Genomic DNA, 24,203 nt, shown 5'->3' with positions numbered 1-24,203 from the left:
TGAAAGCAAAGGAAACATCTTGGGTTTTACGCATCGTAGGATTGACGCATTCGGGCCCTGGACCCGGAGCGGTGGATGGAGCGATCGGCTTGCGGGCCGGCGCGATTTTGATTGATCTTTCGTTCTTCTTTTGTTCTCATTCGGGTATGGCCAAAGCCCAAACACCATTGTGTTCGGAAGCGGTTTCAGCCCGGTTCCTCGCCCTCGCGCTGCACGCCCAGCACCGGCTGCGGCGAGCCGACCGGCACCAGCACCGGCCGCCGGGCGCGCAGCTTCTTGCCGCGCGACAGCTGGTAGATCTGCTTCGACGCCTCGATCATCACCGTGCCGGCGACGCGCTGGAACCAGCGGGCGCCGATCTCCTCCCACACCGGGGCGGTGGACAGGAGGAAGCGGGACCGGGTCGGCGGCAGCCACAAGGCGCGGGCCACCCGCTCCGGCACGAACTGGTGCTGGCGCAGCACCTGGTTCAGCTGGTTGGCGGAATAGGGCTTGCCGTGGCCGAAAGGGGTGCGGTCGGACCGTGCCCACAGGCTGCGCCGGTTCGGCACCACCACCAGAAGCCGGCCACTGCCGTTCAGCACGCGCCAGATCTCGCGCATCAGCTCGCCCAGCTGCTCGGTCGCCTCCAGCCCGTGCACCAGCAGCACCCGGTCGACCGACATGTCCGGCAGCGGCAGGTCGGTCTCCTCGCACAGCGCCACAAGGCCGCGGCCATCCGGCGGCCAGTGGGTCACGCCCTGCTCGGCCGGCATGCAGGCGATCACCCGCTCCGCCTCGCCCAGGAAGGGGCGCAGGAACGGCGTGGCGTAGCCGAGGCCGAGGATGATCTGGCCGTGCGTGTCCGGCCACAGCGTGCGGATCTGGCGGCGCACCATGCGGCGCACCACGAGGCCCAGGCTTGTCTCGTAAAATTCACGCAGATCGATGACGTCGCTGTACATCCGGCCGTCGTCCCAGGGCCTCGCTCACGATAGGATAACGCATCGGCGGCCGGCTTTGACCCATCGCCGTGTCGGCTTCCGCACAACAGGATAATTCAGGAGTCGCTTCATGGCCCGCAAGCCCGAGCCTCGCAGGATCGACCCGGAGCGCCTGAAACAGGCCGCCCGCGAGGCCGCGGACCTCTATCTCGACCATCCGAACGTCACCTCGGTCGGGATCGGCATGAAGACCGAAGGCGGCAAGCCGACCGGCGAGCTGTGCATCCAGTTCACCGTCGGCCGCAAGGTCGCGCCCCAGGCGCTGGTGGAGGAGGGCATTCCGCCGCTGCCGAAGAGCATTACGGTCGATGGCGTCAAGATCCCGACCGACGTGGTCGAGCGGCGCTACAAGCCGTCCTGGCAGCTGGTGCCGCAGGTGATCAAGGATGCGCGCAAGCTGCGCCATGACCCGCTGGTGCCCGGCATCAGCGTCAGCCATCCCTCGGGCACGGCCGGCACGCTGGGCTGCATCGTCTACGACCGGCAGGACGGCCGGCCGCACATCCTGTCGAACTGGCATGTGCTGCATGGCGAGGAGGGGCGGCTGGGCGACACCGTCGTCCAGCCGGGGCCGTTCGACGACAACCGGGTCGACAGCAACCGGTGCGGCGTGCTGGTGCGCAGCCATCTCGGCCTGGCGGGCGACTGTGCCATCGCCCGGATCGAGGGCCGCGGCGTCGATCCGAAGATTCTCGATCTCGGGGTCAAGGTCGCCCGGCTGGGCCGGCCGGAGCTCGGCGACCGGGTGGTGAAGTCCGGCCGCACCACCGGCGTCACCTGGGGCATCGTCACCCGGATCGAGACCACGGTGAAGCTGTTCTACGGCGAAGAGATCGGCACCAAGCGGATCGGCGGCTTCGAGATCGGCCCCGACCCGGACCGCCCGGCGGCGGAGGACGAGATCAGCAAGGGCGGCGATTCCGGCTCGGTCTGGCTCGCCCTTGACGACAAGGGCGACCCGACCGACGTCATGCTCGGCCTGCATTTCGGCGGCGAGGCCGACGGCGCCGACGCCAGCGAGGGCGATTACGCGCTCGCCTGCTCCGCCGAGGCCGTGTTCAAGAAGCTGGAGATCGAGCCGACCCCGCCGGAGGCCGCGCTGGCCCAGCCGGTGGCGGCCGCCGCCGGCTACGACCCCGAGTTCCTGGGCAAAGCCGTGCCGATGCCGGCGCTGTCGCCGGCGCAGGACAGGGACGCGGCGAAGGTCGGCGGCTCCCCTGTCATCCGCCACACCCACTTCTCGCTCGCGCTCAGCAAGTCCCGCCGCCTGGCCCGCTGGGTGGCCTGGAACGTCGATGGCGGCCAGATCCGGCTGCTCAGCCGCAGCGGGCTGAAATTCGCGCTCGACCCGCTGGTCGACGCGAAGTGGCAGACCGATGATTCGCTCTACGCCGACAACCGCCTGGACCGCGGCCATATCGCCCGGCGCCAGGACCTGGTCTGGGGCCCGCCGGAGGAGGCGGCGCGGGCCAACCGCGAATCCTTCTACTTCACCAACATCGCGCCGCAGCACGAGGCCTACAATCAGTCCGGGCTGAACGGCCTCTGGGGCCTCCTGGAGAATGCGATCCTGGAGGAGGCGGAGGTCGAGCGTCTCCGTGTCTCGGTGCTGGGCGGCCCGGTGTTCCGCGACGACGACCCGGTCTATCGCAGCGTCGCCATCCCGCGCGACTACTGGAAGATCGTGGCCTATGTCGAGGCCGGCGCCCTCAAGGCCAAGGCCTTCCTCCTGACCCAGGAGGACCTCTTGAACCGGATCGAGGCGCTGGGGCTGGAGAGATTCCGGCTCTACCAGCTGCCGATCGCGGAGCTGGAAAGCCGGACCGGTCTCGATTTCGGAGATCTCAAGGCCGCCGATGACCGGGCAGCGCCGGCTCGCCGGCGCGGTCGCCGCGGCGCGATCGAATCCTTGCCGCGGGTGACGCTGATCGAAAGCCTTGCGGATATCGAGCTGTGATCATCGCCTGCCCCTAATCGCCACTGCAAGGAGGCGAAGCCGACGAAGCAATCCAGGGGCCACGCCAAACAGCCCTGGATTGCTTCGCTGCGCTCGCAATGACGGTGTTGGGAACGGGCAGGAGGGGCTATGCTGCCCCGACCCGTCCGACCCCGCTGTCCAGGAGGACGCATGGCCTCGCTCCGCGTCACGCTGATCCCCGTCCTGAAGGACAACTACGCCTATCTGCTGGAGGACGAGTCGACCGGCATGGTCGCCGTGGTCGACCCCGGCGAGGCCGACCCGGTCGCGGCGAAGCTGGAGGCCAAGGGCGGCCGGCTGGACTGGATCCTCAACACCCACCACCACGGCGACCATGTCGGCGGCAACCACGAGCTGGCGAAGCGCTACGGCGCCTCGATCGTCGGCCCGGCGGCGGAATCGCATCGCATCCCCGATCTCGACCGTGGCGTGGCCGAAGGCGACCACGTCATGGTCGGCGCGGCACGGGGCTCGGTGCTGGAGGTGCCGGGCCACACCGCCGGCCACATCGCCTTCTGGTTCGAGGAGGCCGGCGTGCTGTTCTGCGGCGATACCCTGTTCGCGCTCGGCTGCGGCCGTCTCTTGGAGGGCACGGCCGAGCAGATGTGGTCCAGCCTCCTGAAGCTGCGGGCGCTGCCGGACACCACCCGGATTTATTGCGGCCACGAATACACTCAGTCGAACGCCCGCTTCGCGCTGACCGTCGACGGCGCCAACCCGGTGCTGCAGGCCTATGCCGAGGATGTCGACGACGCGCGGGAGAGCGGCGCGCCGACCATCCCGGCCCAGCTCGGCCGCGAGAAGCTGGCCAACCCGTTCCTGCGGGCCGACAAGCCCGAGCTGCAGGCCGCGATCGGCATGGCCGGGGCGGATCCCGTCGCCGTCTTCGCCGAGATCCGCGACCGCAAGGACCGGTTCTGAAAGCTTCTCCAACCCGGGACGATCATGAAGCTTCTCTACAGCCCGACCTCGCCCTTCGCCCGCAAGGTTCGCATCCTGCTCCTCGAGACGGACCTCGACGATCGGGTCGAGGCGGTGCCGACCAATACGGAGGACCCGGCTAGCGGCCTATCGGCGCACAACCCGCTGAACAAGATTCCGGTGCTGGAGACCGAACTCGGCCCGCTCTACGACAGCCCGGTGATCTGCGAGTATCTTGACACCTTGCATGACGGGCCGAAGCTGGTCCCGGCCTCGGGTCCTGGCCGTTGGCGGGCGCTGCGCTGGCTGGCGCTGGCGGACGGGCTGCAGGACGCGGCGCTCCTGATCCGCTACGAGCTGACGCTGCGCCCGGCAGAGCGGCAGCACCAGCCCTGGATCGACCGGCAGAAGGCCAAGGTGCTGGCCGCGCTGGACCGGATGGAGGCCGAGGCGGCGGAGCTCGATGGCCCGCTGACCGTCGGCGCGATCGGCGCCGCCTGCGCTCTCGGTTATCTCGATTTTCGCTTCGCCGACTGGGGCTGGCGCGACCACCATCCGCGCCTCGCCGCCTGGCATGAGGGCTTCGCCCGGCGCCCCTCCTACGCCGCGACGGCGCCGGCATGACCGCGATGACGCCCGACGCGATCATCGCGAAGCTCGGCATGAAGCCGCATCCCGAGGGCGGGCATTATGTCGAGCTGTGGCGCGATCCGCCGCCGGAGGGCGGCCGCGGCCGGGCCTCGCTGATCCATTTCCTGCTGCGGGCCGGCGAGGTGTCGCACTGGCACGCCGTCGACGCGCCGGAGATCTGGATCTGGCAGGCCGGCGCGCCGCTGGAGCTGTCGATCGCCGAGACCGGGCGGGCGGGCGAGGTTCTGCGCCTCGGCCCCGACCTCCTGGCCGGCGACCGCTTCCAGGCGGTGGTGCCGGAGGGGCAGTGGCAGGCGGCGCGCAGCCTCGGCGATTGGACCCTGGTCAGCTGCGTCGTGGCCCCGGCCTTTCGCTTCGAAGGCTTCACCCTGGCGCCGCCGGGCTGGCGGCCGGAGCTGGGGTAGAGCCCAGGGGCCACGTCCCACTGATTGCAAAGGCTTTCATCCCCAGCCTCTGCTAAGAATCCGGCATCGCCTCGGCCTGCGGATCGCCCCATGACCAGCCTCGCCATCGGTGCCGACCGGATCGGCGTCGGCATCGCCTGCGCCGTCGCCGGCTTCGCCTGCTTCTCGGCCGGCGACGCCGTCTCGAAATGGCTGATCGGCAGCCGCGGCCTCTCGGCTTTCGAGCTGTTCTTCTTCTTCGGCCTGTTCGCCCTGCCGGTGGCCGCCGGGCATGCGGTGCGGGCGGGCGGCTGGGACCGGCTGCGGCCGCGCCTGCCCGGCCCGACGCTGCTGCGCAGCGCCCTGATCACAGCGGCCGCCATCTCGGCCGCCTGGGCCTTCGGCCGGCTGCCGATGGCCGATGTCTACGCCCTCCTCTTCGCCGCGCCGATCCTGGTCACCGCCTTGTCGGTCCCGTTCCTGGGCGAGACGGTCGGGCGCCACCGCTGGGCGGCGGTGGTGGTCGGCTTCGCCGGCATCCTGGTGATGCTGCGCCCGGGGCTGGCGGCGCTCGACGCCGGCCACGCCGCGGCGCTGGCGTCGCCGGTCTTCTTCTCGGTCTCGCTGATCGTCTCACGCCGGATCGGCCGGCGCGAAACCGATGCCGCCCAGCTCGCGACCCTGTTCCTGGCCATGGTGTGCGGCGGCGGCGCCGTCCTGCCTTTCGTCTGGGTGACGCCCGACGCGGCGGCACTGCTCGGCCTCGCCGCCGGCGGCGTGCTCAGCGCCGCCGGGCACATCCTGCTGATCCGGGCGCTGCAATGGGCGCCGCCCAGCGCGGTGACGCCGTTCCAGTACAGCCAGATGATCTGGGGCGTGCTGTACGGGCTGGTGCTGTTCGGCGACACGGTCGATGCCGTCACCATGGCCGGCGCCGCCGTCGTCATCGGCAGCGGTCTCTACATCCTGTGGCGCGAGACCCGCCGCCGCTCCGGCGTCGTGCTCGATCTCGGCTAGGCGGCTGCCGCCCCTCGCCGGGCCCAGAGATCGCGCCCGGCCAGGACCGCCCCGCCGACGATCAGGGCGCAGGCGGCGCCGACAGCCGGGGTCAACATGCCCTCGCCGAAGGCGATCAGCAGCAGGGTCGACAGCAGCGGCGCGGCATAGGCGAAGGCGCCGAGGGCGCGGATGTCGCCGCGCTTGACCCCGTGGTCCCAGACGAAGAAGGCGAGGCCGACCGGCCCCAGGCCCAGCCCCGCCACCGCCGCCCAGCCGGCGGCGTCGGGCGCCACCGTCTCCTCCAGCGCCAGGTGGCACAGCAGGGACAGGAGGGCGGTGCCGCCGCAGAACCAGCCGACGGTCTCGGTCGGCACCGCGCCGATCCGCCGACTCAGCACCGAATAGCCGGCCCAGATCATCGCCGACAGCATGGCGGCGCCGTAGCCCAGGGCGAAGCGCGGATCGAAGACGACGCCTCTTCCTCCGATCAGCACCACGACGCCGAGCAGGCCGAGCGCCGCCCCGGCGATGTGCCACCAGCGCAGCCGCTCTCCCGGCAGCAGGGCGGAGAACAGCACGATCAGCAGCGGCCAGGCGTAGTTGATCAGATTGGCCTCGACCGGCGGCGCCAGGCGCAGCGCCATGAAGAAGACGAGATGGTAGCCGAACAGCCCGCCGACGCCGAGCAGCCAGACCGCCGGCCGCTGCCGGGCGGCCGCCAGCGGCGACCGGCCCTGCAGCGCCATCCAGCCGAGCCCGATCAGGAAGGCGACGGCGAAGGCCATGCCGGTCAGCTGGAAGGGCGGTATGGCACGCGACCAGGTCGCGAGCAGGGCGAGCGTCGCCCACATCAGCACGGCGGTACCGCCGATCAGCGTGGCGCGCCGGATGGCGGCGAGGTCGGGGGGCATGGCGTTCGCTGCGGGTGAAAGCCTATTGTTGAAGCCCCGGATAGGCCCACAGCCCGGAGGTTCGCATCAGGTCGCGGTAGACGACGAGGCGCTCATCCGGGCTGACCTTCGCCGCCTCCTCCAGCGACGGCGCGTCCAGCGCGATCGCCGGCACCACGGCGAGATCCAGCCCGTATTGGCCCAGCGCCTCCTCGACCACCACCCGCGCCCGGCGCATATGGCTGGCGCTGGTCACCAGGATCACCGCGTCGCCGCCATGGCGCCGGATCAGCGAGGCTGCGTTCAGCCCGTTGCCGACCGTGTCCTTGGCCTTGTCCTCGGCGATGATGCGGTCGCGGTCGATGCCCTTGTCGACCAGCCAGCGGGTCATCAGGTCGGCCTCGGTCACCCCGGCCTGCGACTGGCCGCCGGTCACGATCAGCCGGGCCGCGGGATTGGCCTGGGCCGCGCGCAGCGCCACGCCCAGCCGGTCCAGCAGCGTCTGCTGCATGGTGCCGTCCTTGGCCAGGGCATAGCCCAGCACCAGGATCACCGGCTTGCCCGGCAGCGCCGGGATCGCTGTTGTCGGCGGCTCGGCCAGGATCGCCTCGGTGCGGGCGAAGCGCGCCCGATACCGGTCGGCCAGGCCGCGGTCGAGGCCGGCCAGCGCGATATCGGCCAGGGCTGCGGCGTCGGCGTCGCCGCGCACCCGGGCCAGCGCCGCCAGCCAGGCATAGGCGTCGACGGCGCGCGGGTCGTGCCGGGTGATCTCCTGGTACGTCGCCTCGGCCTCCGGAAGCTTCTTCTGGATGACCTGGCTGGAGGCGACGGCGTAGCGGAAGTCCAGCCGCTCCGGCGCCAGGGACGAGGCCTCGGCGAAAGCCTGCTCGACCACGTCGTAGCGGCCGTGCAGGGTGATGCCCTTGAACACCTCCGCCTCGGCCTTCTTCACGTCGCCGCCGGACCAGTAGTATTGCATGCCGGTCTCGACCAGGGTCCTGATCCGGGCCTCGGTGGCGTCGTCATAGGCCAGGGCCGGCGCCGCCATGGCGCCCAGCAGGGCCAGGCCGCAGGCGATGCGGTGGATGGTTCGTGTCCGTGTCATGACGCCCCTCCGTCTGCCGGTTCATACGCTAGATTCGCGGCCCGGAGAATCGCCCGCGGCCTCTGTCGGCGGTCCCGCCCCGCTACGGCTTCAGCAGGAACACCACATAGCCGCGGAACCAGGGGCTTTCGGTCAGCGCGGTCGGCGCTTCCCATTCGCCGTGCTGCACCAGGCCGATCCTGAAGGGCAGGGTCAGCCGGGCGATCCGCGGCAGGTAGGCGCGGTAGTTCGGGATGGTGCGGCGGCCCTGATAGGTCTGCACCACCACCTCGTCGACCACCCCCTGCAGCTGGTTGATCGCCTCGGGATCGGCGTTGCTGCCCCAGTCCATCAGCCCGGTGATGCTCAGCCGGTACTCCGGCGGCAGCTGCGCCCGCAGCCCGCGCAGGAAGCTCGCATACTCCTGCAGATGGCGGGTGCGGGCGTCGAAGTCGATCTGGATGCCGACCACCGGGTTGCCGGCCTGCTTCCAGCGCCGGGCCTGGGCCAGGATGACGGGCAGGATCTCGGGCGGCCAGCGCAGCGTGTGGGCGCGATAGGCCAGCCAGACCTCGCCCTGGCGCAGCCGGGGCACGGCGATGCCCTGGGCGATGATCCGGGCGGGGCCGGCGGCGCCCCGGCGCGGCGGGTCGATCTGGCCCTGCAGGACATAGACGGTCCGGGCCTGGGCCAGGACCGGCGGCGGCGCCACCCCGGCCCACAGCCAGAAGGCGTCGTGCTCGGCGGCGTCGACGGCCGCGCCGGCCGGCAACGGCGTCGCCAGCAGCAGCGCCGCGGTCAGGATCCGGCGTGCCCAGGCCGGCATCGTCACCAGTAGTATTTCAGCGTCTTCGCCCAGACCGTGTTCGCGTAGCGCGACTTCAATGTCTGGAACCACTGCTTGCGCTGGCCCTGCGGGATGTCCTGCGGGCCGCAGCCATTGTTCTGGCTGGGGGCGAAGCAGTTGATGGCGCGGTACAGCGCATAGGCGCGATCGTTGCGGCCGGCCTTGCCGTCGGCCATCACCTTCATGTAGCCGTCGAGGCGGGAATAGACCTTGCCCGGGAACTGGGTCGCGGTGCCGCCCAGCTGCTCCGCGCCCGGCTGGCTGTCGAGGGCGTAGGAGTCCAGCCCGTTGCGCAGGATGAACTCGCCCAGGCAGTTCAGCCCCTGCGGGCTGTCGGCGTCGCGCTGCAGCGTCGCCGCGATCTCGCGGATCGATGGGCAGGCATAGTCGGATTCGGCCGAGGCGCCGTCCCAGCGGAACAGGGACAGAGACTGGTCCCAGGGCACCGACGGCTTCTCCGGCAGCGGATCGGGCAGCAGCGCCAGATCGGCGCCGAAGTCGCGGTAATGGCCGCGCATCAGGTCCTTGTACAGCAGCGTGAACAGGGCGGTGTCGCGCTCCTCCTCCGTCACGTCCACCGCCTTGGCCTGCTGACGCAGCAACGCCGGCCCGGCCAGGTTGCGCAGCAGGATCCGGCGGATCTCCGGACTCTTGATCGGCGATCCGGCATCGAACACCGCCGCCAGATGGCCGCTGCGCTCGTGGTTCATGGCCAGCGCCAGTTCCAGCTGGGCGCGCTGCAGCGGCGTTGCCGGCGGGATCAACTGCAGCCACAGCGCCTGCGCCCCGGCCCAGTCGCCCTTGGCCTCCAGCGCGAAGCCGCGCAGGGTCTGGCGGCTGAACTCGAGAGTGCTCATGGGGCCGGCCGGCACCGTGTCCGGCAGGCTCTTCAGGGTCTCGTCGGGCGACTGCGCGACATAGAAGTGGTAGGCGGCCACCAGATAGGCGTGCAGGTCCGGCCGGTCGGCGAAGCGCGGCTTCTGCTGCTCCAGCGTGTCCAGGCCGATGATCGGGCCGCCGTCACCGGCGACGTCGACGCCCTTGTCGCGCATCGCCATCAGGTCCATCACCGCCAGCAGCGTCGGGTCGGTGACATCGGCGCTGCGCCCCGAGACCAGCAGCTTGTTGTCGGTCTCCTGCACCAGCGCGTCGAGCGCGTCGGGCTCGGCGGGAGACTGGCCCAGCAGCCCGGCATAGGCGGCGGCCAGCCGGGTCGGGTCGTCGCCCAGCCAGTAGATCCGGCGCAGCAGCCCCTGGGCCGAGACGGCGTAGAGGCCGTTCGGATAGGCCTGGAGATAGGCCTCGAACGCCTTTTCGGACTCCGCCAGCACGGTCCGATCGACATTCTCCAGCTTCGGATAGCCCATCTCGTCGAAGGCGTTCTGCTGCGCCTGGTTCAAGAGGGTCCGCGCCGCCATGTAGCGCGCCGTCTCCTGCAGCCAGGGCTGCTCGCTGCCCTCCAGCGCCTTGAAGGCCTCCGACGCCTGCGGGAAATCGCCGTTGTAGAAGGCGACCGCCCCGCGCAGGTAATCGGCGAACTGCCGGCCCAGAGGCGACTGCACATCGGCGGGAACGAGGCCATGGTTGCCGCCGCAGGAGCCGAGCATGGCCAGGCGCGCCTGGGCCAGGGACCGGCGCTCGCCGTCGGACAGCGCGGTGCTGCCGACCAGCTGCTGCAGGAAGGCCCGCGCGGTGGCGTCGTCGTTGCTGGCGCAGCGGCTGCCTTCGCCGCTGGCGAACAGGTTGGTGTTGTCCGCGGCCGGCGGCTTCGCCGCCTCGGGCGGCAGGCCGATCTGCCGGGACAGGTCGGCCAGCGCCGCCGCATCCGGATCGGCGGCGGCCGGGGTCTCGACCACGGCCGCGTCGCCGTCGCTGCCGCCGGGCGCCCCTGCCGGCACCGCTTCCTCCTCGGGGCCGAGCAGCCGGTCGAGCGGGAACGGCACCAGCCCGTAGCCCATCTCGCGGTCATATGGCGATGGCGGCCCGTCCGGCAGCGGCTGCAGCCCCCGGTCGGCCATCAGCAGGCGCAGATTGACCCGGCTGTCATTGGCCGGGCTGAGGAAGGGCAGATTGTTGCAGCCGTCGAGCCCGTCCTGCTTCAGCGACCAGACCACCGAGCAGCCGAAATCGCCGCTCGCCTGCGCCGGCTGGATGCCGGCGCCGCCCAGCAGCAGCACCAACGGAAGCAAACCGCGCCGGATCATCGCTCCTCCCTCGCCACGCCGCGACCGTGGGAATCAACTCCGTCCGATCGTCCAGTATCAGATTGCCGGCACCGCCGACAGGCACGATCAGACGCCGCCCGCCACCTTCAGCACGGTGGCGGTGGCGTAGCGCGCGGCGTCGGAGAGCAGCCAAGCGACGGCCTCGGCGATCTCCTCCGGCTCTCCCGGCCGGCCGGCGGGGATCCGCGCCGTCACCCGCTCCAGCCGCCCCGGCGCGTGGATCTCGGTCCGGATCATGCCCGGCGACACGGCATTGACGCGGATGCCCTCGGCCGCCAGCTCGCGGCCGAGACCGATGGTGAAGCTCTCGATCGCGCCCTTGGTCGCGGCGTAGTGGACATATTCGCCCGGGCTGCCGGTCTGCGCCGCGATCGAGGACAGGCTGACGATCGCCCCTTTCGTGCCGGCGGCGCGGAAGCGGCGCACCGCCTCCCGCGCGCACAGGATCGGCCCGACCAGGTTGACGTCGACCACCCGCCGCAGCGTCTCGGCCTCGAGATCGGCCAGCACGCCGTTTCGGCCGGTGATGCCGGCGTTGTTGACCAGCCCCTGCACCGGCCCGAAGGCAGCCTCGGCATCATCGAACAGCGCCCGGATCTCCTCCTCGCGCGACGCGTCGGCCGGCACTGCGATGGCCCGGCCGCCCGCGGCGTCGATCTCCGTCACCACCGCCCCGGCCGCGGCGGCATCGACGCGGTAGTTGACGGCGACGGCCCAGCCGTCCCGCGCCGCCCGGCGGGCGATGGCGGCGCCGATGCCGCGGCCGCCGCCGGTGACGATCAGGAGACCTCGGCTCATAGCGACAGCAGCCTTTCGGCGAAATCGGCGATCGGCGCGCCGTCGACCATCAGCCCGGCCGGCACCGAGAAATGGCCCTGCGGCCGGACATGGACCTGCGCCTCGGGCACGCCCCAGCGTCGGGCGATCGCCTGGCCGCCGGCGAAGGGGGTGACGTCGTCCTTGCTGCCCAGCACCATGAAGACGTTGCCGGTGTCCATCTGCGGCCGCTCCACCGGATCGGTCAGGGGGCGCCAACGGCTCAGCGCCGCCTCGGTCCAGCCCGCCGACGTCAGCGCGCGGTCGAGGCCGAAGGCGCGGGCGAAGGAGCCGCCGAGGGCGATCTCCTCGATCCCCTCCGAGGTGGTGAACAGCAGCAGCGCGTCCGGCCGGCAGGCGGCCGGCCAGCCGCCGCAATGGGCGGCGGCCAGCTGCGCCGTCAGGGCGCCGAAGCTGATGCCGCTCCAGCCCACCGCGCCGCGGCTGGTCTGCCGGGCCCAGCGGGTCAGGATGCCGACCTCGCGCACCGCCGCCGACAGGTGGTCGAGCGCGCCGAGCGGGGTCGACGCCACCATCGGCTCGCCGGCGTAATAGCCTGGGCGCTTGCGCCGGCCGTGCCAGGGCGCCTCGACCAGCACCACGCGCAGGCCGCGGCGGACCAGGGATTCGATCTCGCTCAGGGGCCCGCGCAGATGGTCCGGCTCCATGCAGATGCCGTGCAGATGGACCACCGTCGGCGGGTCGACCGCGTCGCTCGGGGTGAACACCCGGGCCCAGCACGGGCTTCCCACCGCCGGGTCCGGCGTCGGGAAGGTCAGCCAGTGGTCGGTGCCCAACTCGCTCGGCAGCCGCCGCGTCTCGGTCACGGCCGGCGGCAGCTCGGGCAGGCGGTAGGCGTTCTCGGGATCGGCCAGCCGGTCGCCGTGCCGGGCCTCGAGCTCGGCTTCGGTCGGGATCGCCCAGCGGCAGGCCGGCACCTTCCGGTTGTTGCCGAACAGGGCGAAGCGCAGCCGGCTGGTGGTCAGGGCCGAGGCGGCGTCGAGCCGCGCCTCCTCCGCCGCCACCACATCGGCCAGCGGTGCGGTGGTGGAGAACAGCAGGCGCTGCCATTCGGCCTCCGCCTGGCGGTGCTGCTCGGCCAGGCGGGCGACGTCGCGCAGGGTCCGGCCCAGCCAGACCGGCCGCTTGCCCAGGGCGTCGGGCGGGATCTGCAGCTCGGCGCAGAAACGGTGCAGGTCGCCGTCGGCGACGATGGCGGCGGCCAGGCTGCGGGACGCCGGCAGGAACCAGCCGCGCAGCAGGGCCAGCGACATGCCGTCGAACCAGGGCCGCGCCACGAGCCGGCCCAGCGGCGTGCGCATCAGCCGCATCAGGTCGGGCCGCGGCTTCAGCCGCACCGGCCCGGGGCCGCGCCGGCGCTGCGCCCGCTGCCGGGCCGAGAGATGCAGCACCCGCCGCAGCTCCGGCCATTCGATCAGCGCATCGGCCTCCTCCAGCGTCGCCCACCGCGCCTCGCTGGCGTCGTCGCCGGCCACCGGCTCGCCGAACCGCCACTCGGCCTCGACATCGATGATGGTGTAGTGCCACTCGACCCCGCCGTCGGGGTCGCGATGGATCGAATCGACGGCGGTGACGATGCCGATCGCCTCCGCCTCGACCCCGGCCTCCTCGCGGGTCTCGCGCAGCGCCGCCTCGAACAGGGTCTCGCCCAGTTCCTGGCTGCCGCCGGGGATGCTCCATTGCCCGGCCTGGGGCGGCTTGGCGCGCCGGATCAGCAGCAGCCGGTCGTCGCGCCAGACGATGGCGCCGACCCCGATCCTCGGCCGGTCCATCGCGGGCGTATGGCGGCTGTCCTGCGGCATGGCCTCGGAGCCTCCTACTGGAACGCGACTTCGGCGAAGCTCCGCAGCTTGCGGCTGTGCAGCTGCTCCAGGCCCAGGCCGCGCAGCATCTCCATGGCCCGGATGCCGATCTGAAGGTGCTGGCCGACCTGCTGTGTGTAGAAGGCGCTTGCCATGCCCGGCAGCTTCAGCTCGCCGTGCAGCGGTTTGTCGGAGACGCAGAGCAGCGTGCCGTAGGGCACCCGGAAGCGGAAGCCGTTGGCGGCGATGGTGGCGCTCTCCATGTCCAGCGCGATGGCGCGGCTCTGGCTGAAGCGCTGCACCGGCTCGCGATAGTCGCGCAGCTCCCAGTTGCGGTTGTCGATGGTGGCGACCGTGCCGGTGCGCATCACGCTCTTCAGGCCGTAGCCGGAAAGACCGGTGATCTCGCCGACCGCCCGCTCCAGCGCCACCTGGATTTCGGCCAGCGCCGGCACCGGCACCCAGACCGGCAGGTCGGCGTCCAGCACATGGTCCTCGCGGACATAGCCATGGGCCAGGACGTAATCGCCCAGCTTCTGGGTGTTCCGGAGGCCGGCGCAGTGGCCCAGCATGATCCAGGCATGCGGCCGCAGCACCGCGATGTGGTCGGTGATGGTCTTGGCGTTGGACGGGCCGACGCCGATGTTGACCATGGTGATGCCGGAATGGTCCGGCCGGGTCAGGTGGTAGGCCGGCATCTGCGGCAGCCGCGCCGCCGGGGTGCCGCGGGCGCGGCCGCCGGGCAGGGTGACGCGGTCGCCGGGCTCGATGAAGGCGTCGTAGCCGCCGCCGTCGCCCTGCATCAGCTCATAGGCGTAGCGGATGAACTCGTCGATGTAGAACTGGTAGTTCGTGAACAGGACGAAGTTCTGGAAGTGCTCGCAGCTGGTGGCGGTGTAGTGCTTCAGCCGGAACAGCGAATAATCCGCTCGCGGCGCCGTGAACAGCGCCAGCGGGTGCGGCTCGCCGACCGGAATCACGGCGGTGCCGTTGACGATGCTGTCGTCCATCATCGCCAGGTCCGGCAGGTCGAACACGGCCCGCATGTGCAGCATGCGCTCGCGGGTCAGGTCGCCCTCGACGTGCATGCCGTCGGGGAAGGCGAAGTGGATCGGGATCGGCGTGTCGCTGACCCCGACCTCGACCGGCACGTGGTGATTGTGGATCAGCTGTCCGATCTGCTCGGTCAGGTAGCGGTGGAACAGCGACGGCCGGGTGATGGTGGTGGCGAAGCTGCCCGGCCGGTCGACGAAGCCGTAGGACAGGCGGGTGTCGGCCCGGCTGAAATCCTCGACCCTGACCGAGAGGTAGGGATAGCAGGCGCGAACCCGCGCCGCCGGCTCCTCGCCGCGGGAATAGGCGCGGAACGCGTCGCGCAGCACGCCGGTGTTGGCGTCGTAGATCGCGTGCAGCCGGGCCACCGCCTCGGCCGCGTCCCGGAACTGCTCGGGGGCGTAGGGCTGGGGGGAAGCGACCTTGCTCATGCCTCGACTCCCATCAGCGACCGGCCGAACTGCTCGGCGTCGAAGGGCCGCAGGTCGTCGATGCTCTCGCCGACGCCGATCGCGTGCACCGGCAGGCCGAAGCGCTCGGCCAGCGCCACCAGAACGCCGCCGCGGGCGCTGCCGTCCAGCTTGGTCAGGATCAGGCCGGTGACCGAGACCATGTCGCGGAACACCTCGACCTGGCTGTGCGCGTTCTGGCCGGTGGTGGCGTCCAGCACCAGCAGCACGTCGTGCGGCGCCTCGGGGTCGATCTTCTTCAGCACGCGGACGATCTTGGCCAGCTCGGCCATCAGATTGTCCTTGTTCTGCAGCCGGCCGGCGGTGTCGATCAGCAGCACGTCGCGGCCCTCGGCCCGGGCCCGGGTCAGTGCGTCGAAGGCGAGGCCCGCGGCGTCGGCGCCGGCAGGCGCGGTGACCACCGGGCAGCCGGAGCGTTCGCCCCACACCTGCAGCTGATGCACCGCGGCGGCGCGGAAGGTGTCGCCGGCCGCGATCATCACCGACTTGCCGGCCTCGCGCCACTGCTTGGCCAGCTTGCCGATGGTCGTGGTCTTGCCGGTGCCGTTGACGCCCACCACCAGCACCACCTGCGGCTTGCGGTCCGGCGACAGGGTCAGCGGCTTGGCCACCGGGCGCAGGATCTGCGCCACATGGTCGGCCAGGGCGCGGCGGACCTCGTCGCCCGACACCTCCTTGCCGAAGCGGGTGCGCGCCAGCTCGGCGGTCAGCTTGGCGGCGGTGGCCGGGCCGAGATCGGCCTGGATCAGCAGCTCCTCCAGCTCCTCCAGCGTCGCATCGTCCAGCTTGCGCTTGGTGAAGATGCTGGTGATGCCTTCGGTCAGCTTGGCGGAGGAGCGCGACAGCCCCTCCTTCAGTCGGGTGAACCACCCCTTTTTCGGCGCCCCTGCGCCGTTGTCGGTCATCGGGTCTGTCATGCGCGCTTCTTAACACGCCGTGTGTGACCTCCGTAAGTCGGCCGGGCGCGGGGCAGGGGCGCCGGAAGCGGGGGGCGCCTCTGCGCGTTCAAGCGGGTGTCAGCCGAGCGCTTTCGAGAAGCGCAGCCCGGTGTGTTCGTAGCCGAGCCGCGCGTACAGGCGGTGGGCGTCCTGACGATGGGTGCTGGGGTTGACCGTCGCGCGCTTGGCGCCGCGGTGGCGAAGCCATTGCTCGCCGCGGTCGACCAGGAGGGCGGCGATCCCGCGTCCGCGAAACTCGGACGAGACGACGAGGGCGACGATCGCGCCGAGAAGGTCGCTCCGGTACAGGGACGGGGAGACCGTGACGCCGACCATCCCGGCAACGACGCCATCCTCCTCCGCGACGAATGTGGCGTAGTCCGCCCGGCCTCGAACGGCCTCCATCCGCGCTGCCATTTCCTCCGGCGAGGTCGGATAGCCGAGCTCCGCCATGAGATGCGCCAGCGCCGCGGCGTCCGCCGCAGTGGCGTGCCTAACGTCCATCTTGTTCCTGGTCCTCCGCTCGCGATGCCGGACAGCGCCGACCGACGCCGCGCGGCCTGATCCTAGACCGGATCCTCCCGCTTCGATCGATCCGCAAAACCAAGGCCGACCCGCAAAAAAGGGTTGCAACCTGCCCGCCTCCGGGACTGAAATGGCGGCATCGGCTGGGGTGCCCGTCGTCATGGCGGGCTGAGATCATACCCATCGAACCTGACCTGGATCATGCCAGCGGAGGGAGCCTGAGATGACCGGCATTCCGAATCCGTCCCCATCACAGGACCAGTCCTGCGGTCCCATACCTCTGCGTGGAGCGAGACCGCGCGTCGCGATCATCGGCGCCGGCGTCAACGGCCTCGCCATCGGCTGGCGCCTGGCCCGCGCCGGCTGCCCCGTCGATGTCTACGATCGCGGGCCGGTCGGGCGCGAGGCCAGCTGGGCCGCGGCCGGCATGCTCGCCGCCGGGCTCGAGGCGGAGCCGGGCGAGGAGGCTCTGTTCGGCCTGTGCCGCCGCGCCCAGGAGCTGTGGCCCGGCTTCGCGCGGGAGGTCGAGGCGGCCTCCGGCCTGCCGGTCGGCTATCGCGACGAGGGCACGCTGGCCGTGGCCTTGACCCGCGACGACGCGGCGGAGCTGCGCTTTTCCGCCGAGTATCAGGCGAAGCTCGGGGTCGAGCTGAACTGGCTGACCGGCGCCGAGCTTCTGCGGCGCGAGCCGATGCTGCGGCCCGGCCTCGGCGCCGCCGTCCACAGCCCGGCCGACCACCAGGTCGACAACCGCTGGCTGGTGCCGGCCCTGGCCGAGGCGCTGCGACGGGCCGGCGGCGGGCTGCACGACCATGCGGCGGTCGAGGCCGTCACCGTCGATCACGGCCGGGCCTCCGGCGTCGTCGTGGCCGGCGAGGCCCGGCCGGCCGATGTCGTGGTGCTGGCCGCCGGCGCCTGGTCGGGCGGCATCGCCGGCATCCCGCGCGAGGTGCTGCCGCCGGTGCGACCGGTGAAGGGCCAGATGCTGGCGCTGCAGATGGACCCGGCGGCGCCGCTGCTGCGCCACGTGGTCTGGGCCGGCAAGGCCTATCTGGTGCCGCGGGTCGACGGAAGGCTGATCGTCGGCGCCACGGTGGAGGAGCGCGGCTTCGACACCACCGTCACCGCCGGCGGCATGCTGTCGCTGCTCGACGCCGCTTGGCGGGCCCTGCCGGGGATCGAGGAGCTGCCGGTGATCGAGAGCTGGGCCGGGCTACGCCCCGGCAGCCGCGACGACGCGCCGGTCCTCGGCCCCTCCGCGATCGACGGGTTGGTCTTCGCCACCGGCCATCACCGCAACGGCATCCTCCTGCTGCCGGCGACGGTCGAGGCGGTGGCCGGCACCATCCTCGACGGCAGGCTGCCGGCGGCGGCCGAGCCGTTCCGCATCGACCGCTTCACCCGCATCCAGGAGGCCGCGCAATGAGCGTCCTGGTGAACGGCGAGACCGACGCTCAGGCGGTCGGGGTCAGCGTGCTGGACCTGCTGGTCGCCAAGGGCATCGACCCGGCGGCGCGCGGCACCGCCGTGGCGCTCAACGATGCCGTGCTGCCGCGGGCCCGTTGGCCGGAACAGCGCCTGGCCGAAGGCGACCGGGTCGAGATCGTCCGCCCGTTTCAGGGCGGCTGAGGAGAAGACGGAGATGCAGGATCCCTTCATCATCGCCGGCGTAGCGCTGCGCTCGCGCTTGTTCATCGGCACTGCGGGCTATCCGAACCGTCAGGTGATGCTGGATTCGATCGAGGCCTCGGGGGCCGAAGTGGTCACCGCCTCGATCCGCCGGATCAGCCTGGAAGGCTATGCCGAGAGCCTGGTCGACCTAGTCGGCGACCGCTGGCGCCTCCTGCCCAACACCGCCGGCTGCATGACCAAGCGGGACGCGATCCTGACGGCGCAGCTGGCGCGCGAGGCGCTGGGCACCGACTGGCTGAAGCTGGAGCTGATCGGCGACCGCGAGACCCAGTATCCGGATGTGGCGCAGCTGGTCGAGGCGGCAGAGGAGCTGGTGCGCGACGGCTTCGTCGTGCTGCCCTACTGCAACGACGACCTCGTCACCTGCATGCGTCTGGCCGATGCCGGCTGCGCCGCGGTGATGCCGCTCGGTTCGCCGATCGGCTCCGGCCTCGGCATCTCCAACCCGCATGCGATCGAGATGATCTGCAGCCGGGTCCAGGTGCCGGTGGTGCTGGATGCCGGCATCGGCACCGCCTCGGACGCGGCGCTGGCGATGGAGCTCGGCTGTTCCGCCGTGCTTTTGTCGACCGCAGTGGCCAAGGCGCGCGACCCGGTGCGCATGGCCCGGGCCATGGCCGCGGGGGTCGAGGGCGGGCGCTTGGCGTCGCTCGCCGGGCGGATCCCGAAGCGCCGTCTGGCCGACCCGTCCAGCCCGCAGCTCGGCCTGATCGGGACGTGACCCGCCTGCCGTCGCCGCCGCTTCTGCTGATCACGGATCGGCGCCAGGCGGCGCGGCCGCTGACAGGGGTGGTGGCGGATGCGCTGGCTGCCGGCTGCCGCTGGGTCAGCCTGCGCGAGAAGGATCTGCCGGCGGCGGAGCGTTTCGCTCTGCTGCGCCGATTGCGCGCCCTGGCCCGGCCGATTGGGGCGGTCGTCACCGTCCATGCCGACCTCGACGCCGCGGCCGATGCCGACGGGCTGCATCTGGCCGCCGGCGGCGATCCGGCCGCGGCGCGGCAGCGGCTCGGCCCCGCGGCCCTGATCGGGGTGTCCTGCCATGTCGAGGACGAGGTCGATGCGGCCCTCGCGGCCGGGGCCGACTACGTCACCCTCGGCCCGCTGGCGCCGACCGCGAGCAAGCCGGGCTACGAGCCTACCCTGTCGGTGGCAGAGGCCGGTGCCATCGCCCGCCGTCACCCCGGCCGGGTGGTCGCGCTGGGCGGGGTCGAACCCGGCCTCGTGCCGGATCTCAAGGCCTCCGGCTTCGCCGGAATTGCGGTGATGGGCGGGGTGATGCGGGCCGGCGACCCCACGGCTGCGATCCGCGACTATCTCGCGGCGCTCGGCGCCGGCCCGGCCTGACCGCCTGTCGGGCGCGCCGCCCGGCGTGCTATAGGTCGGGGCCGGATGGGAACCCTGCCTGCATGAAGCTGCGATTTCGGCCGCTGCGCGTCCTGGAGTTCGTCCTGATCACGGTCCCGGGGCTGATCGGGCTGGTCCTCGCCCTGCGCGCCGCCGGCCCGCTGATCGACCTCGTTCAGTCCGAACTCGCCCGCACGCCGGAGGCACAGGAGGTCGAGGCCACGCTGACCGCCTGGACCCGGGCCGGGACCTCGCCGGAGCAGATCGACGCCGAGCTCGCCGAGGCCTTCGCCGAGGACGACATCGACGGCGCCGCGGTCTGGCTGAAGGTGGCCGAGATGACGGGTTATCCGGTCAGGCCGGAAATGCGTGCCCGCTACGCGGACGAGACCTCGGCGGCGAGCAGCGCGGCCCGGGCCGCCCGGCAGGCGGTGGCGGGCGCCGTGACCGGGGAGGGGCGCGGCCTCTCCGGCCTGGCCGGCGCCTTCGCCGCCGACATGACCTTCGTCGGCGACCTGCGCGACATTGGCCGCGAACTCTGGCATTTCGGCAGCGGCGACCCGGTAGACGAGCTGGCGCTGGGCTTGTCGGGCATCGGGCTGACGCTGACGGCCGCGACCTGGGGCTCCGGCGGGGCAGCGGCCCTGCCGCGCGGCGCGGTGTCGGTCTTCAAGGTCGCCCGGCGGACGGGCCGGCTGTCGGCGCGCTTCGCCGAGCGCCTCGGCCGGATGGTCGCTGACGTGGTCGACTTCCCGGCGCTGCGGCGGCAGGTGCGGGACGCCGGGTGGCGGGACACGGTCATGCGGCCCGGCGCGGTTTTCGCCGCCGCGATCCGCCGCGACCGCCTGGATGGGCTGGACGAGGCCGTCGGCGCCGCCGGTCGGGTCGCCGACCGCGTCGGCCCGGCGCAGTCGGTCGAGCTGCTGCGCTATGTCGACGACGTGCCGGAGCTGCGGCGCATGGACGAGGTGTCGGCGGTGATGGGCGACCGCACCCTGGCCGTGTTCAGGGTGCTGAAGCGCGGCGCGCTGATCCCGGTGAAGGCGACGATCCGCTGGTCCCGGCGGCTCGCCGACCTGACCGCCACCGTGCTGTTCGGCGCGATCAGCCTGGTCTTCGCCCTGGTGTACTGGCTGCGCCTGCTGCTGCTCGGCCTGATCTACACCCTGTGGTGGGGGGGGCCGGGCCTGTCTCGCCGCCCGCTGAAGGATCAGCCGTCCAGCAGGCCGCGCGACAGGATGCCGGCGAAGCTGGTCTCGGCCGGGCCGGTCATCAGCACATGGCCGTCGCTTTCGCGCCACTCGATCAGCAGCGTGCCGCCGTCGAGATCCACCCAGGCGGTGCGCTCGGCCAGGCCGCGGCGGGCGGCCGCCACGGCGGCGGCGCAAGCGCCGCTGCCGCAGGCCTGGGTGACGCCGACGCCGCGCTCCCACACCCGGTAGCGCAGCCGGTCGCGGCCCAGCACCTGGACCACGCCGATATTGGCGCGCTCGGGGAACAGAGGGTCGTGCTCCAGCACCGGGCCGACGCCGTCGATCTGCACCTTCTCGGCATCCGGCACGAAGAAGATCGCATGGGGATTGCCCATCGACACGCCGACCCCGTCCGACAGCGCGCCGGAGGACACCGGCAGGTGCAGCGTGTCGGCCTCATGCGCCAGCGGGATGTCCCGCCAGCCCAGCCGGGCCGGGCCCATGTCGACGGTGACGCCGCCTTGGGGAGCGCCGCGGCACTCCAGCAGGCCGCCGCGGGTCTCGATCACCGCCTTGTCCTCGCCGGTATCGGCCATGACCAGGGCGGCGACGCAGCGCGTGCCGTTGCCGCAGGCGCCCGATTCGGTGCCGTCGGCGTTCAGGATGCGCATGAACACGTCGGCGCCTCCGGTCTGCGGCGGCTCGATCACCAGCAGCTGGTCGAAGCCGACGCCGCGGTGCCGGTCGGCGATGCGGCGTGCCTGGTCGGGATGGATCGCGATCGGCCGCTCGCGCGCGTCCAGCACGACGAAGTCGTTGCCCAGCCCGTGCATCTTCCAGAACGGAAGCCCGTCCATCGCCTGCTCCCAAGGTCTCTCCCGCTCTCATATGGCATTAACCGGGCCCTCCAAGCGAGAGCGGAGCCCTGCGTGATCGACAGGGCGAGGCCCGGCGGCTAGCATGGCGGCCGACGGTGCCCCGGGAAGGCCGGGGTGAAAAGGGAAGCCGGTGCGCCTTTCGGGGCAAGGCCGGCGCTGCCCCCGCAACTGTAGGCGGCGAGCCCGCGCCCGAAGCCACCGGATATCCGGGAAGGGGGCGCGCGGCGGCGACCCGCGAGCCAGGAGACCTGCCGTCGGACGTGTGCGTGTGACGGGGCGGGGTGTCCCCGGGCGGCGCGTCGGGCGGCAGGCGGGGCCTGTCCGGCCGGCTCCCTCCCGATCATCCCTGCCGAAGGTGGGAGACGCTGTGGTGTCCGATCTGACCGTGCGGCCTCTGGTGGCCGCGGATGTGCCGATGCTGCTCGACATGCTGCGCGAGCTGGCGGCGTTCACCGGCCAGCCGGCGGCGATGACGGCGCAGCGCGCCGATCTCGACGAGGGGCTGGCCGAGGTGCCGCCGCGCTTTCGCGGCCTGATCGCCGAGGACGGCAGCGGCGTCGTCGGCTATCTCACCTACACCATCGACTATTCGATCTGGACCGGGGGCGACTTCATCCGGGTCGACGACGTCTATGTCCGCGAACGGGCGCGCGGCCGCGGCGTCGGCCGGCAGCTGATGCGGGCGCTGGCCGATATCGGCGTGTCCCAGGCGATGCGGGTGCGCTGGGAGATGGCGTCGGACAATGCCGATGCCCGCCGGCTCTATGCCGGCATCGGCGCCGCGCCGGAGGACAAGACGATCTGGCGCTGGCCGGTCGCTTCCATGGAAGCGTTCCTGAACCGCACCGAGCCGCCACCGACCTCCGATCAAGACGCCGTCCCATCCGAGTCCGGCCGCGGCCTGCCGGGCGAGGACGGCTTCATCCTGGTGCTGCGCCGGGAGAAGGACTGACCATTCCGGCCGGCCGCATTGACTCCGCGGCCGCGTCCGCCTAAAAGACCCGGCGCTGCGGGATGGGCCCGCAGTGAGACCCCACGGGGTGCCGCCAGTCCGCGAGTGTCGCGCACTGGCGCTTTTCCGTTTGGGGTCACGGCATTCGAAGGGCGATCATGTTCGAAGGTCTGAGCGGCCGTCTCGGCGACATCTTCGACCGGCTTCGCAAGCGCGGCGCGCTGACGGAGGCCGATGTCGGCGCCGCCCTGCGCGAGGTCCGCGTGGCGCTGCTCGAGGCCGACGTCGCCCTGCCGGTGGTCAAGGAATTCGTCGACAAGGCGCGCGAGCGGGCGGTCGGGCAGGAGGTGCTGCGCTCCGTCACCCCCGGCCAGCAGGTCATCAAGATCGTCCATGACTGCCTGATCGAGATGCTGGGCGGCAAGCCCGGCGAGGCGCCGGACATCGGCGGCCCGACCCCGATCAACCTGATCGCCGTGCCGCCGGTGCCGGTGCTGATGGTCGGCCTGCAGGGCTCGGGCAAGACCACCACCACCGGCAAGATCGCGCTGCGCCTGAAGACGCGGGACAACAAGAAGGTCCTGATGGCGTCGCTGGACACGCGGCGCCCGGCGGCGCAGGAGCAGCTGAAGATCCTGGGCGAGCAGATCGGCGTCACCACCCTGCCGATCATCCCGGGGCAGGACCCGCTGGCCATCGCCCGCCGCGCCATGGAGCGCGGGCGGCTCGAGGGCTTCGACGTCGTCATGCTCGACACCGCCGGCCGCCTCGCCATCGACGAGGAGCTGATGGCCGAGGTGGTGGCGATCCGCGACGCCACGAAGCCGACCGAGACCCTGCTGGTGGCCGACGCCATGACCGGCCAGGACGCGGTCAACGTCGCCCGCGCCTTCCATGAGCGGGTCGGAGTCACCGGTATCGTCCTGACCCGCGTGGACGGCGACAGCCGCGGCGGCGCCGCCCTGTCGATGCGCGCCGTCACCGGCCAGCCGATCAAGCTGATCGGCATGGGCGAGAAGATGGACGCGCTGGAGCTGTTCCATCCCGACCGCATCGCCAACCGCATCCTCGGCATGGGCGACGTCGTCAGCCTGGTCGAGCGCGCGGCGCAGACGATCGAGAAGGAGGATGCCGAGAAGCTCGCGGCCAAGATCCAGAAGGGCGAGTTCGACCTCGAGGACCTCGCCTCCCAGCTGCGCCAGATGCGCAAGATGGGCGGTCTGCAGGGGTTGATGGGCATGCTGCCCGGCGTCGGCAAGATCAAGGACCAGATGAAGACCGCCGGCCTCGACGACAAGATGATCAAGCGGCAGGAGGCGATCATCTCCTCGATGACGCCGCTGGAGCGCCGCAACCCCAAGATCATCCACGCCAAGCGCAAGGTGCGGATCGCCGCCGGCTCCGGCACCTCGGTGCAGGACGTGAACAAGTTGCTGAAGCAGCATCAGCAGATGGCCGACATGATGAAGCGGGTGAAGAAGCTGGGGAAGGCCGGGCTGATGCGCGGCATGCCCAAGCTGCCGCCCGGCATGCTGCCGCCCGGCTTCAAGATGTGAGG

22 protein-coding genes and 2 riboswitches are annotated in these 24,203 nt (G+C 71.7%); of the genes, 11 read left to right on the top strand and 11 right to left on the bottom strand.

The window, feature by feature from the left end:
* Positions 1-185: 185 nt before the first annotated feature.
* Positions 186-944 (bottom strand): class I SAM-dependent methyltransferase, encoded by a 759-nt coding sequence (locus tag G537_RS0100600; protein ID WP_026868462.1) that lies wholly within the window; start codon positions 942-944, stop codon positions 186-188.
* Positions 945-1,053: 109 nt separating this feature from the next.
* Between G537_RS0100600 and G537_RS35735 the strand changes: the two genes are divergently transcribed.
* From G537_RS35735 to G537_RS35730, 5 genes are all read left to right on the top strand, one after another.
* Positions 1,054-2,940: a DNA/RNA non-specific endonuclease gene (locus tag G537_RS35735; RefSeq protein WP_064742049.1), complete on the top strand. Its 1,887-nt coding sequence runs from the start codon at positions 1,054-1,056 to the stop codon at positions 2,938-2,940.
* Positions 2,941-3,111: 171 nt separating this feature from the next.
* Positions 3,112-3,882, top strand: coding sequence for a hydroxyacylglutathione hydrolase (gene gloB / locus G537_RS0100590; RefSeq protein WP_026868461.1), 771 nt, complete (start codon positions 3,112-3,114; stop codon positions 3,880-3,882).
* Positions 3,883-3,906: 24 nt separating this feature from the next.
* Positions 3,907-4,506, top strand: a complete 600-nt coding sequence (locus G537_RS0100585; protein WP_026868460.1) for a glutathione S-transferase — start codon at positions 3,907-3,909, stop codon at positions 4,504-4,506.
* Positions 4,503-4,937 (top strand): cupin domain-containing protein, encoded by a 435-nt coding sequence (locus G537_RS0100580; RefSeq protein WP_081688501.1) that lies wholly within the window; start codon positions 4,503-4,505, stop codon positions 4,935-4,937. Before G537_RS0100585 ends, G537_RS0100580 begins: the two co-directional genes overlap by 4 nt.
* A gap of 90 nt (positions 4,938-5,027) precedes the next feature.
* Complete coding sequence (locus G537_RS35730; protein ID WP_051247590.1) at positions 5,028-5,933, top strand: DMT family transporter; 906 nt, start codon at positions 5,028-5,030, stop codon at positions 5,931-5,933.
* On the opposite strand, the gene yddG is transcribed toward G537_RS35730, so the two are convergent.
* The 9 genes from yddG to G537_RS35725 form a co-directional block, all read right to left on the bottom strand.
* Positions 5,930-6,826, bottom strand: coding sequence for an aromatic amino acid exporter YddG (gene yddG / locus G537_RS0100570; RefSeq protein WP_026868458.1), 897 nt, complete (start codon positions 6,824-6,826; stop codon positions 5,930-5,932). The two genes, G537_RS35730 and yddG, sit on opposite strands and share 4 nt — an antisense overlap.
* Positions 6,827-6,848: 22 nt before the next feature.
* The gene (locus G537_RS0100565) at positions 6,849-7,910 is read right to left on the bottom strand and encodes an ElyC/SanA/YdcF family protein (RefSeq protein ID WP_026868457.1); all 1,062 of its coding nucleotides are present in this window, start codon (positions 7,908-7,910) and stop codon (positions 6,849-6,851) included.
* An 82-nt stretch (positions 7,911-7,992) separates the two neighbouring features.
* Positions 7,993-8,715: a DUF3142 domain-containing protein gene (locus G537_RS0100560; RefSeq protein WP_026868456.1), complete on the bottom strand. Its 723-nt coding sequence runs from the start codon at positions 8,713-8,715 to the stop codon at positions 7,993-7,995.
* Positions 8,716-8,717: 2 nt separating this feature from the next.
* Positions 8,718-10,940 carry a tetratricopeptide repeat protein gene (locus G537_RS0100555; protein WP_026868455.1) on the bottom strand — a complete coding sequence of 741 codons (2,223 nt, stop codon included), beginning with the start codon at positions 10,938-10,940 and terminating at the stop codon, positions 8,718-8,720.
* Positions 10,941-11,027: 87 nt separating this feature from the next.
* A complete protein-coding gene (locus tag G537_RS0100550) occupies positions 11,028-11,759 on the bottom strand; it encodes an SDR family oxidoreductase (RefSeq protein ID WP_026868454.1) in 732 nt (243 codons plus the stop codon).
* Positions 11,756-13,600 carry an NUDIX hydrolase gene (locus G537_RS44855; protein WP_026868453.1) on the bottom strand — a complete coding sequence of 615 codons (1,845 nt, stop codon included), beginning with the start codon at positions 13,598-13,600 and terminating at the stop codon, positions 11,756-11,758. The genes G537_RS0100550 and G537_RS44855 overlap by 4 nt, the downstream gene beginning before the upstream one ends.
* Positions 13,601-13,614: 14 nt before the next feature.
* Positions 13,615-15,084, bottom strand: a complete 1,470-nt coding sequence (locus G537_RS0100540) for an AMP nucleosidase (RefSeq protein ID WP_026868452.1) — start codon at positions 15,082-15,084, stop codon at positions 13,615-13,617.
* Complete coding sequence (gene ftsY, locus G537_RS0100535; RefSeq protein WP_026868451.1) at positions 15,081-16,028, bottom strand: signal recognition particle-docking protein FtsY; 948 nt, start codon at positions 16,026-16,028, stop codon at positions 15,081-15,083. Before ftsY ends, G537_RS0100540 begins: the two co-directional genes overlap by 4 nt.
* Before the next feature lie 111 nt (positions 16,029-16,139).
* Positions 16,140-16,565, bottom strand: coding sequence for a GNAT family N-acetyltransferase (locus G537_RS35725; RefSeq protein WP_051247588.1), 426 nt, complete (start codon positions 16,563-16,565; stop codon positions 16,140-16,142).
* Positions 16,566-16,720: 155 nt separating this feature from the next.
* A riboswitch (TPP riboswitch) is annotated at positions 16,721-16,819 on the top strand.
* On the opposite strand from G537_RS35725, the gene thiO reads away from it, so the two are divergent.
* The 4 genes from thiO to G537_RS0100510 all read left to right on the top strand — a co-directional run bounded on the left by thiO (position 16,810) and on the right by G537_RS0100510 (position 19,622).
* Positions 16,810-18,012, top strand: a complete 1,203-nt coding sequence (thiO, locus tag G537_RS0100525) for a glycine oxidase ThiO (RefSeq protein ID WP_081688500.1) — start codon at positions 16,810-16,812, stop codon at positions 18,010-18,012. Its footprint overlaps the riboswitch before it by 10 nt.
* Positions 18,009-18,215, top strand: coding sequence for a sulfur carrier protein ThiS (gene thiS, locus G537_RS0100520; RefSeq protein ID WP_026868449.1), 207 nt, complete (start codon positions 18,009-18,011; stop codon positions 18,213-18,215). Before thiO ends, thiS begins: the two co-directional genes overlap by 4 nt.
* Positions 18,216-18,228: 13 nt before the next feature.
* Positions 18,229-18,999, top strand: a complete 771-nt coding sequence (gene thiG, locus G537_RS0100515; RefSeq protein WP_026868448.1) for a thiazole synthase — start codon at positions 18,229-18,231, stop codon at positions 18,997-18,999.
* A complete protein-coding gene (locus tag G537_RS0100510) occupies positions 18,996-19,622 on the top strand; it encodes a thiamine phosphate synthase (protein ID WP_026868447.1) in 627 nt (208 codons plus the stop codon). The genes thiG and G537_RS0100510 overlap by 4 nt, the downstream gene beginning before the upstream one ends.
* 1,210 nt (positions 19,623-20,832) lie before the next feature.
* Here the strand turns inward: G537_RS0100510 and dapF are convergent.
* Positions 20,833-21,672 (bottom strand): diaminopimelate epimerase, encoded by an 840-nt coding sequence (gene dapF, locus G537_RS42740; RefSeq protein WP_081688498.1) that lies wholly within the window; start codon positions 21,670-21,672, stop codon positions 20,833-20,835.
* A 97-nt stretch (positions 21,673-21,769) separates the two neighbouring features.
* Positions 21,770-21,963: riboswitch (cobalamin riboswitch) on the top strand.
* Positions 21,964-22,063: 100 nt separating this feature from the next.
* On the opposite strand from dapF, the gene G537_RS0100495 reads away from it, so the two are divergent.
* On the top strand, positions 22,064-22,645 hold the full coding sequence (locus tag G537_RS0100495; RefSeq protein ID WP_155888441.1) for a GNAT family N-acetyltransferase: 582 nt from the start codon (positions 22,064-22,066) through the stop codon (positions 22,643-22,645).
* A 158-nt stretch (positions 22,646-22,803) separates the two neighbouring features.
* Positions 22,804-24,201, top strand: a complete 1,398-nt coding sequence (gene ffh / locus G537_RS0100490) for a signal recognition particle protein (protein ID WP_026868443.1) — start codon at positions 22,804-22,806, stop codon at positions 24,199-24,201.
* Positions 24,202-24,203: the final 2 nt, after the last annotated feature.

Origin of the sequence: Inquilinus limosus DSM 16000, assembly GCF_000423185.1 — a bacterium.
Lineage (GTDB): Bacteria > Pseudomonadota > Alphaproteobacteria > DSM-16000 > Inquilinaceae > Inquilinus > Inquilinus limosus.
This window is presented reverse-complemented; position numbering and strand designations above follow the sequence as displayed.

What these genes read in the sequence shown, in the direction of transcription:
- dapF (WP_081688498.1), bottom strand. Translation starts at nt 21,672, where the DNA reads ATGGACGGGCTTCCGTTCTGGAAGATGCACGGGCTGGGCAACGACTTC.
- G537_RS0100560 (WP_026868456.1), bottom strand. Translation starts at nt 8,715, where the DNA reads ATGCCGGCCTGGGCACGCCGGATCCTGACCGCGGCGCTGCTGCTGGCG.
- G537_RS44855 (WP_026868453.1), bottom strand. Translation starts at nt 13,600, where the DNA reads ATGCCGCAGGACAGCCGCCATACGCCCGCGATGGACCGGCCGAGGATC.
- G537_RS0100585 (WP_026868460.1), top strand. Translation starts at nt 3,907, where the DNA reads ATGAAGCTTCTCTACAGCCCGACCTCGCCCTTCGCCCGCAAGGTTCGC.
- G537_RS35725 (WP_051247588.1), bottom strand. Translation starts at nt 16,565, where the DNA reads ATGGACGTTAGGCACGCCACTGCGGCGGACGCCGCGGCGCTGGCGCAT.
- G537_RS0100565 (WP_026868457.1), bottom strand. Translation starts at nt 7,910, where the DNA reads ATGACACGGACACGAACCATCCACCGCATCGCCTGCGGCCTGGCCCTG.
- ffh (WP_026868443.1), top strand. Translation starts at nt 22,804, where the DNA reads ATGTTCGAAGGTCTGAGCGGCCGTCTCGGCGACATCTTCGACCGGCTT.
- ftsY (WP_026868451.1), bottom strand. Translation starts at nt 16,028, where the DNA reads ATGACCGACAACGGCGCAGGGGCGCCGAAAAAGGGGTGGTTCACCCGA.
- G537_RS35730 (WP_051247590.1), top strand. Translation starts at nt 5,028, where the DNA reads ATGACCAGCCTCGCCATCGGTGCCGACCGGATCGGCGTCGGCATCGCC.
- thiO (WP_081688500.1), top strand. Translation starts at nt 16,810, where the DNA reads ATGACCGGCATTCCGAATCCGTCCCCATCACAGGACCAGTCCTGCGGT.
- G537_RS35735 (WP_064742049.1), top strand. Translation starts at nt 1,054, where the DNA reads ATGGCCCGCAAGCCCGAGCCTCGCAGGATCGACCCGGAGCGCCTGAAA.
- yddG (WP_026868458.1), bottom strand. Translation starts at nt 6,826, where the DNA reads ATGCCCCCCGACCTCGCCGCCATCCGGCGCGCCACGCTGATCGGCGGT.
- G537_RS0100580 (WP_081688501.1), top strand. Translation starts at nt 4,503, where the DNA reads ATGACCGCGATGACGCCCGACGCGATCATCGCGAAGCTCGGCATGAAG.
- G537_RS0100550 (WP_026868454.1), bottom strand. Translation starts at nt 11,759, where the DNA reads ATGAGCCGAGGTCTCCTGATCGTCACCGGCGGCGGCCGCGGCATCGGC.
- G537_RS0100600 (WP_026868462.1), bottom strand. Translation starts at nt 944, where the DNA reads ATGTACAGCGACGTCATCGATCTGCGTGAATTTTACGAGACAAGCCTG.
- G537_RS0100540 (WP_026868452.1), bottom strand. Translation starts at nt 15,084, where the DNA reads ATGAGCAAGGTCGCTTCCCCCCAGCCCTACGCCCCCGAGCAGTTCCGG.
- thiS (WP_026868449.1), top strand. Translation starts at nt 18,009, where the DNA reads ATGAGCGTCCTGGTGAACGGCGAGACCGACGCTCAGGCGGTCGGGGTC.
- G537_RS0100555 (WP_026868455.1), bottom strand. Translation starts at nt 10,940, where the DNA reads ATGATCCGGCGCGGTTTGCTTCCGTTGGTGCTGCTGCTGGGCGGCGCC.
- gloB (WP_026868461.1), top strand. Translation starts at nt 3,112, where the DNA reads ATGGCCTCGCTCCGCGTCACGCTGATCCCCGTCCTGAAGGACAACTAC.
- thiG (WP_026868448.1), top strand. Translation starts at nt 18,229, where the DNA reads ATGCAGGATCCCTTCATCATCGCCGGCGTAGCGCTGCGCTCGCGCTTG.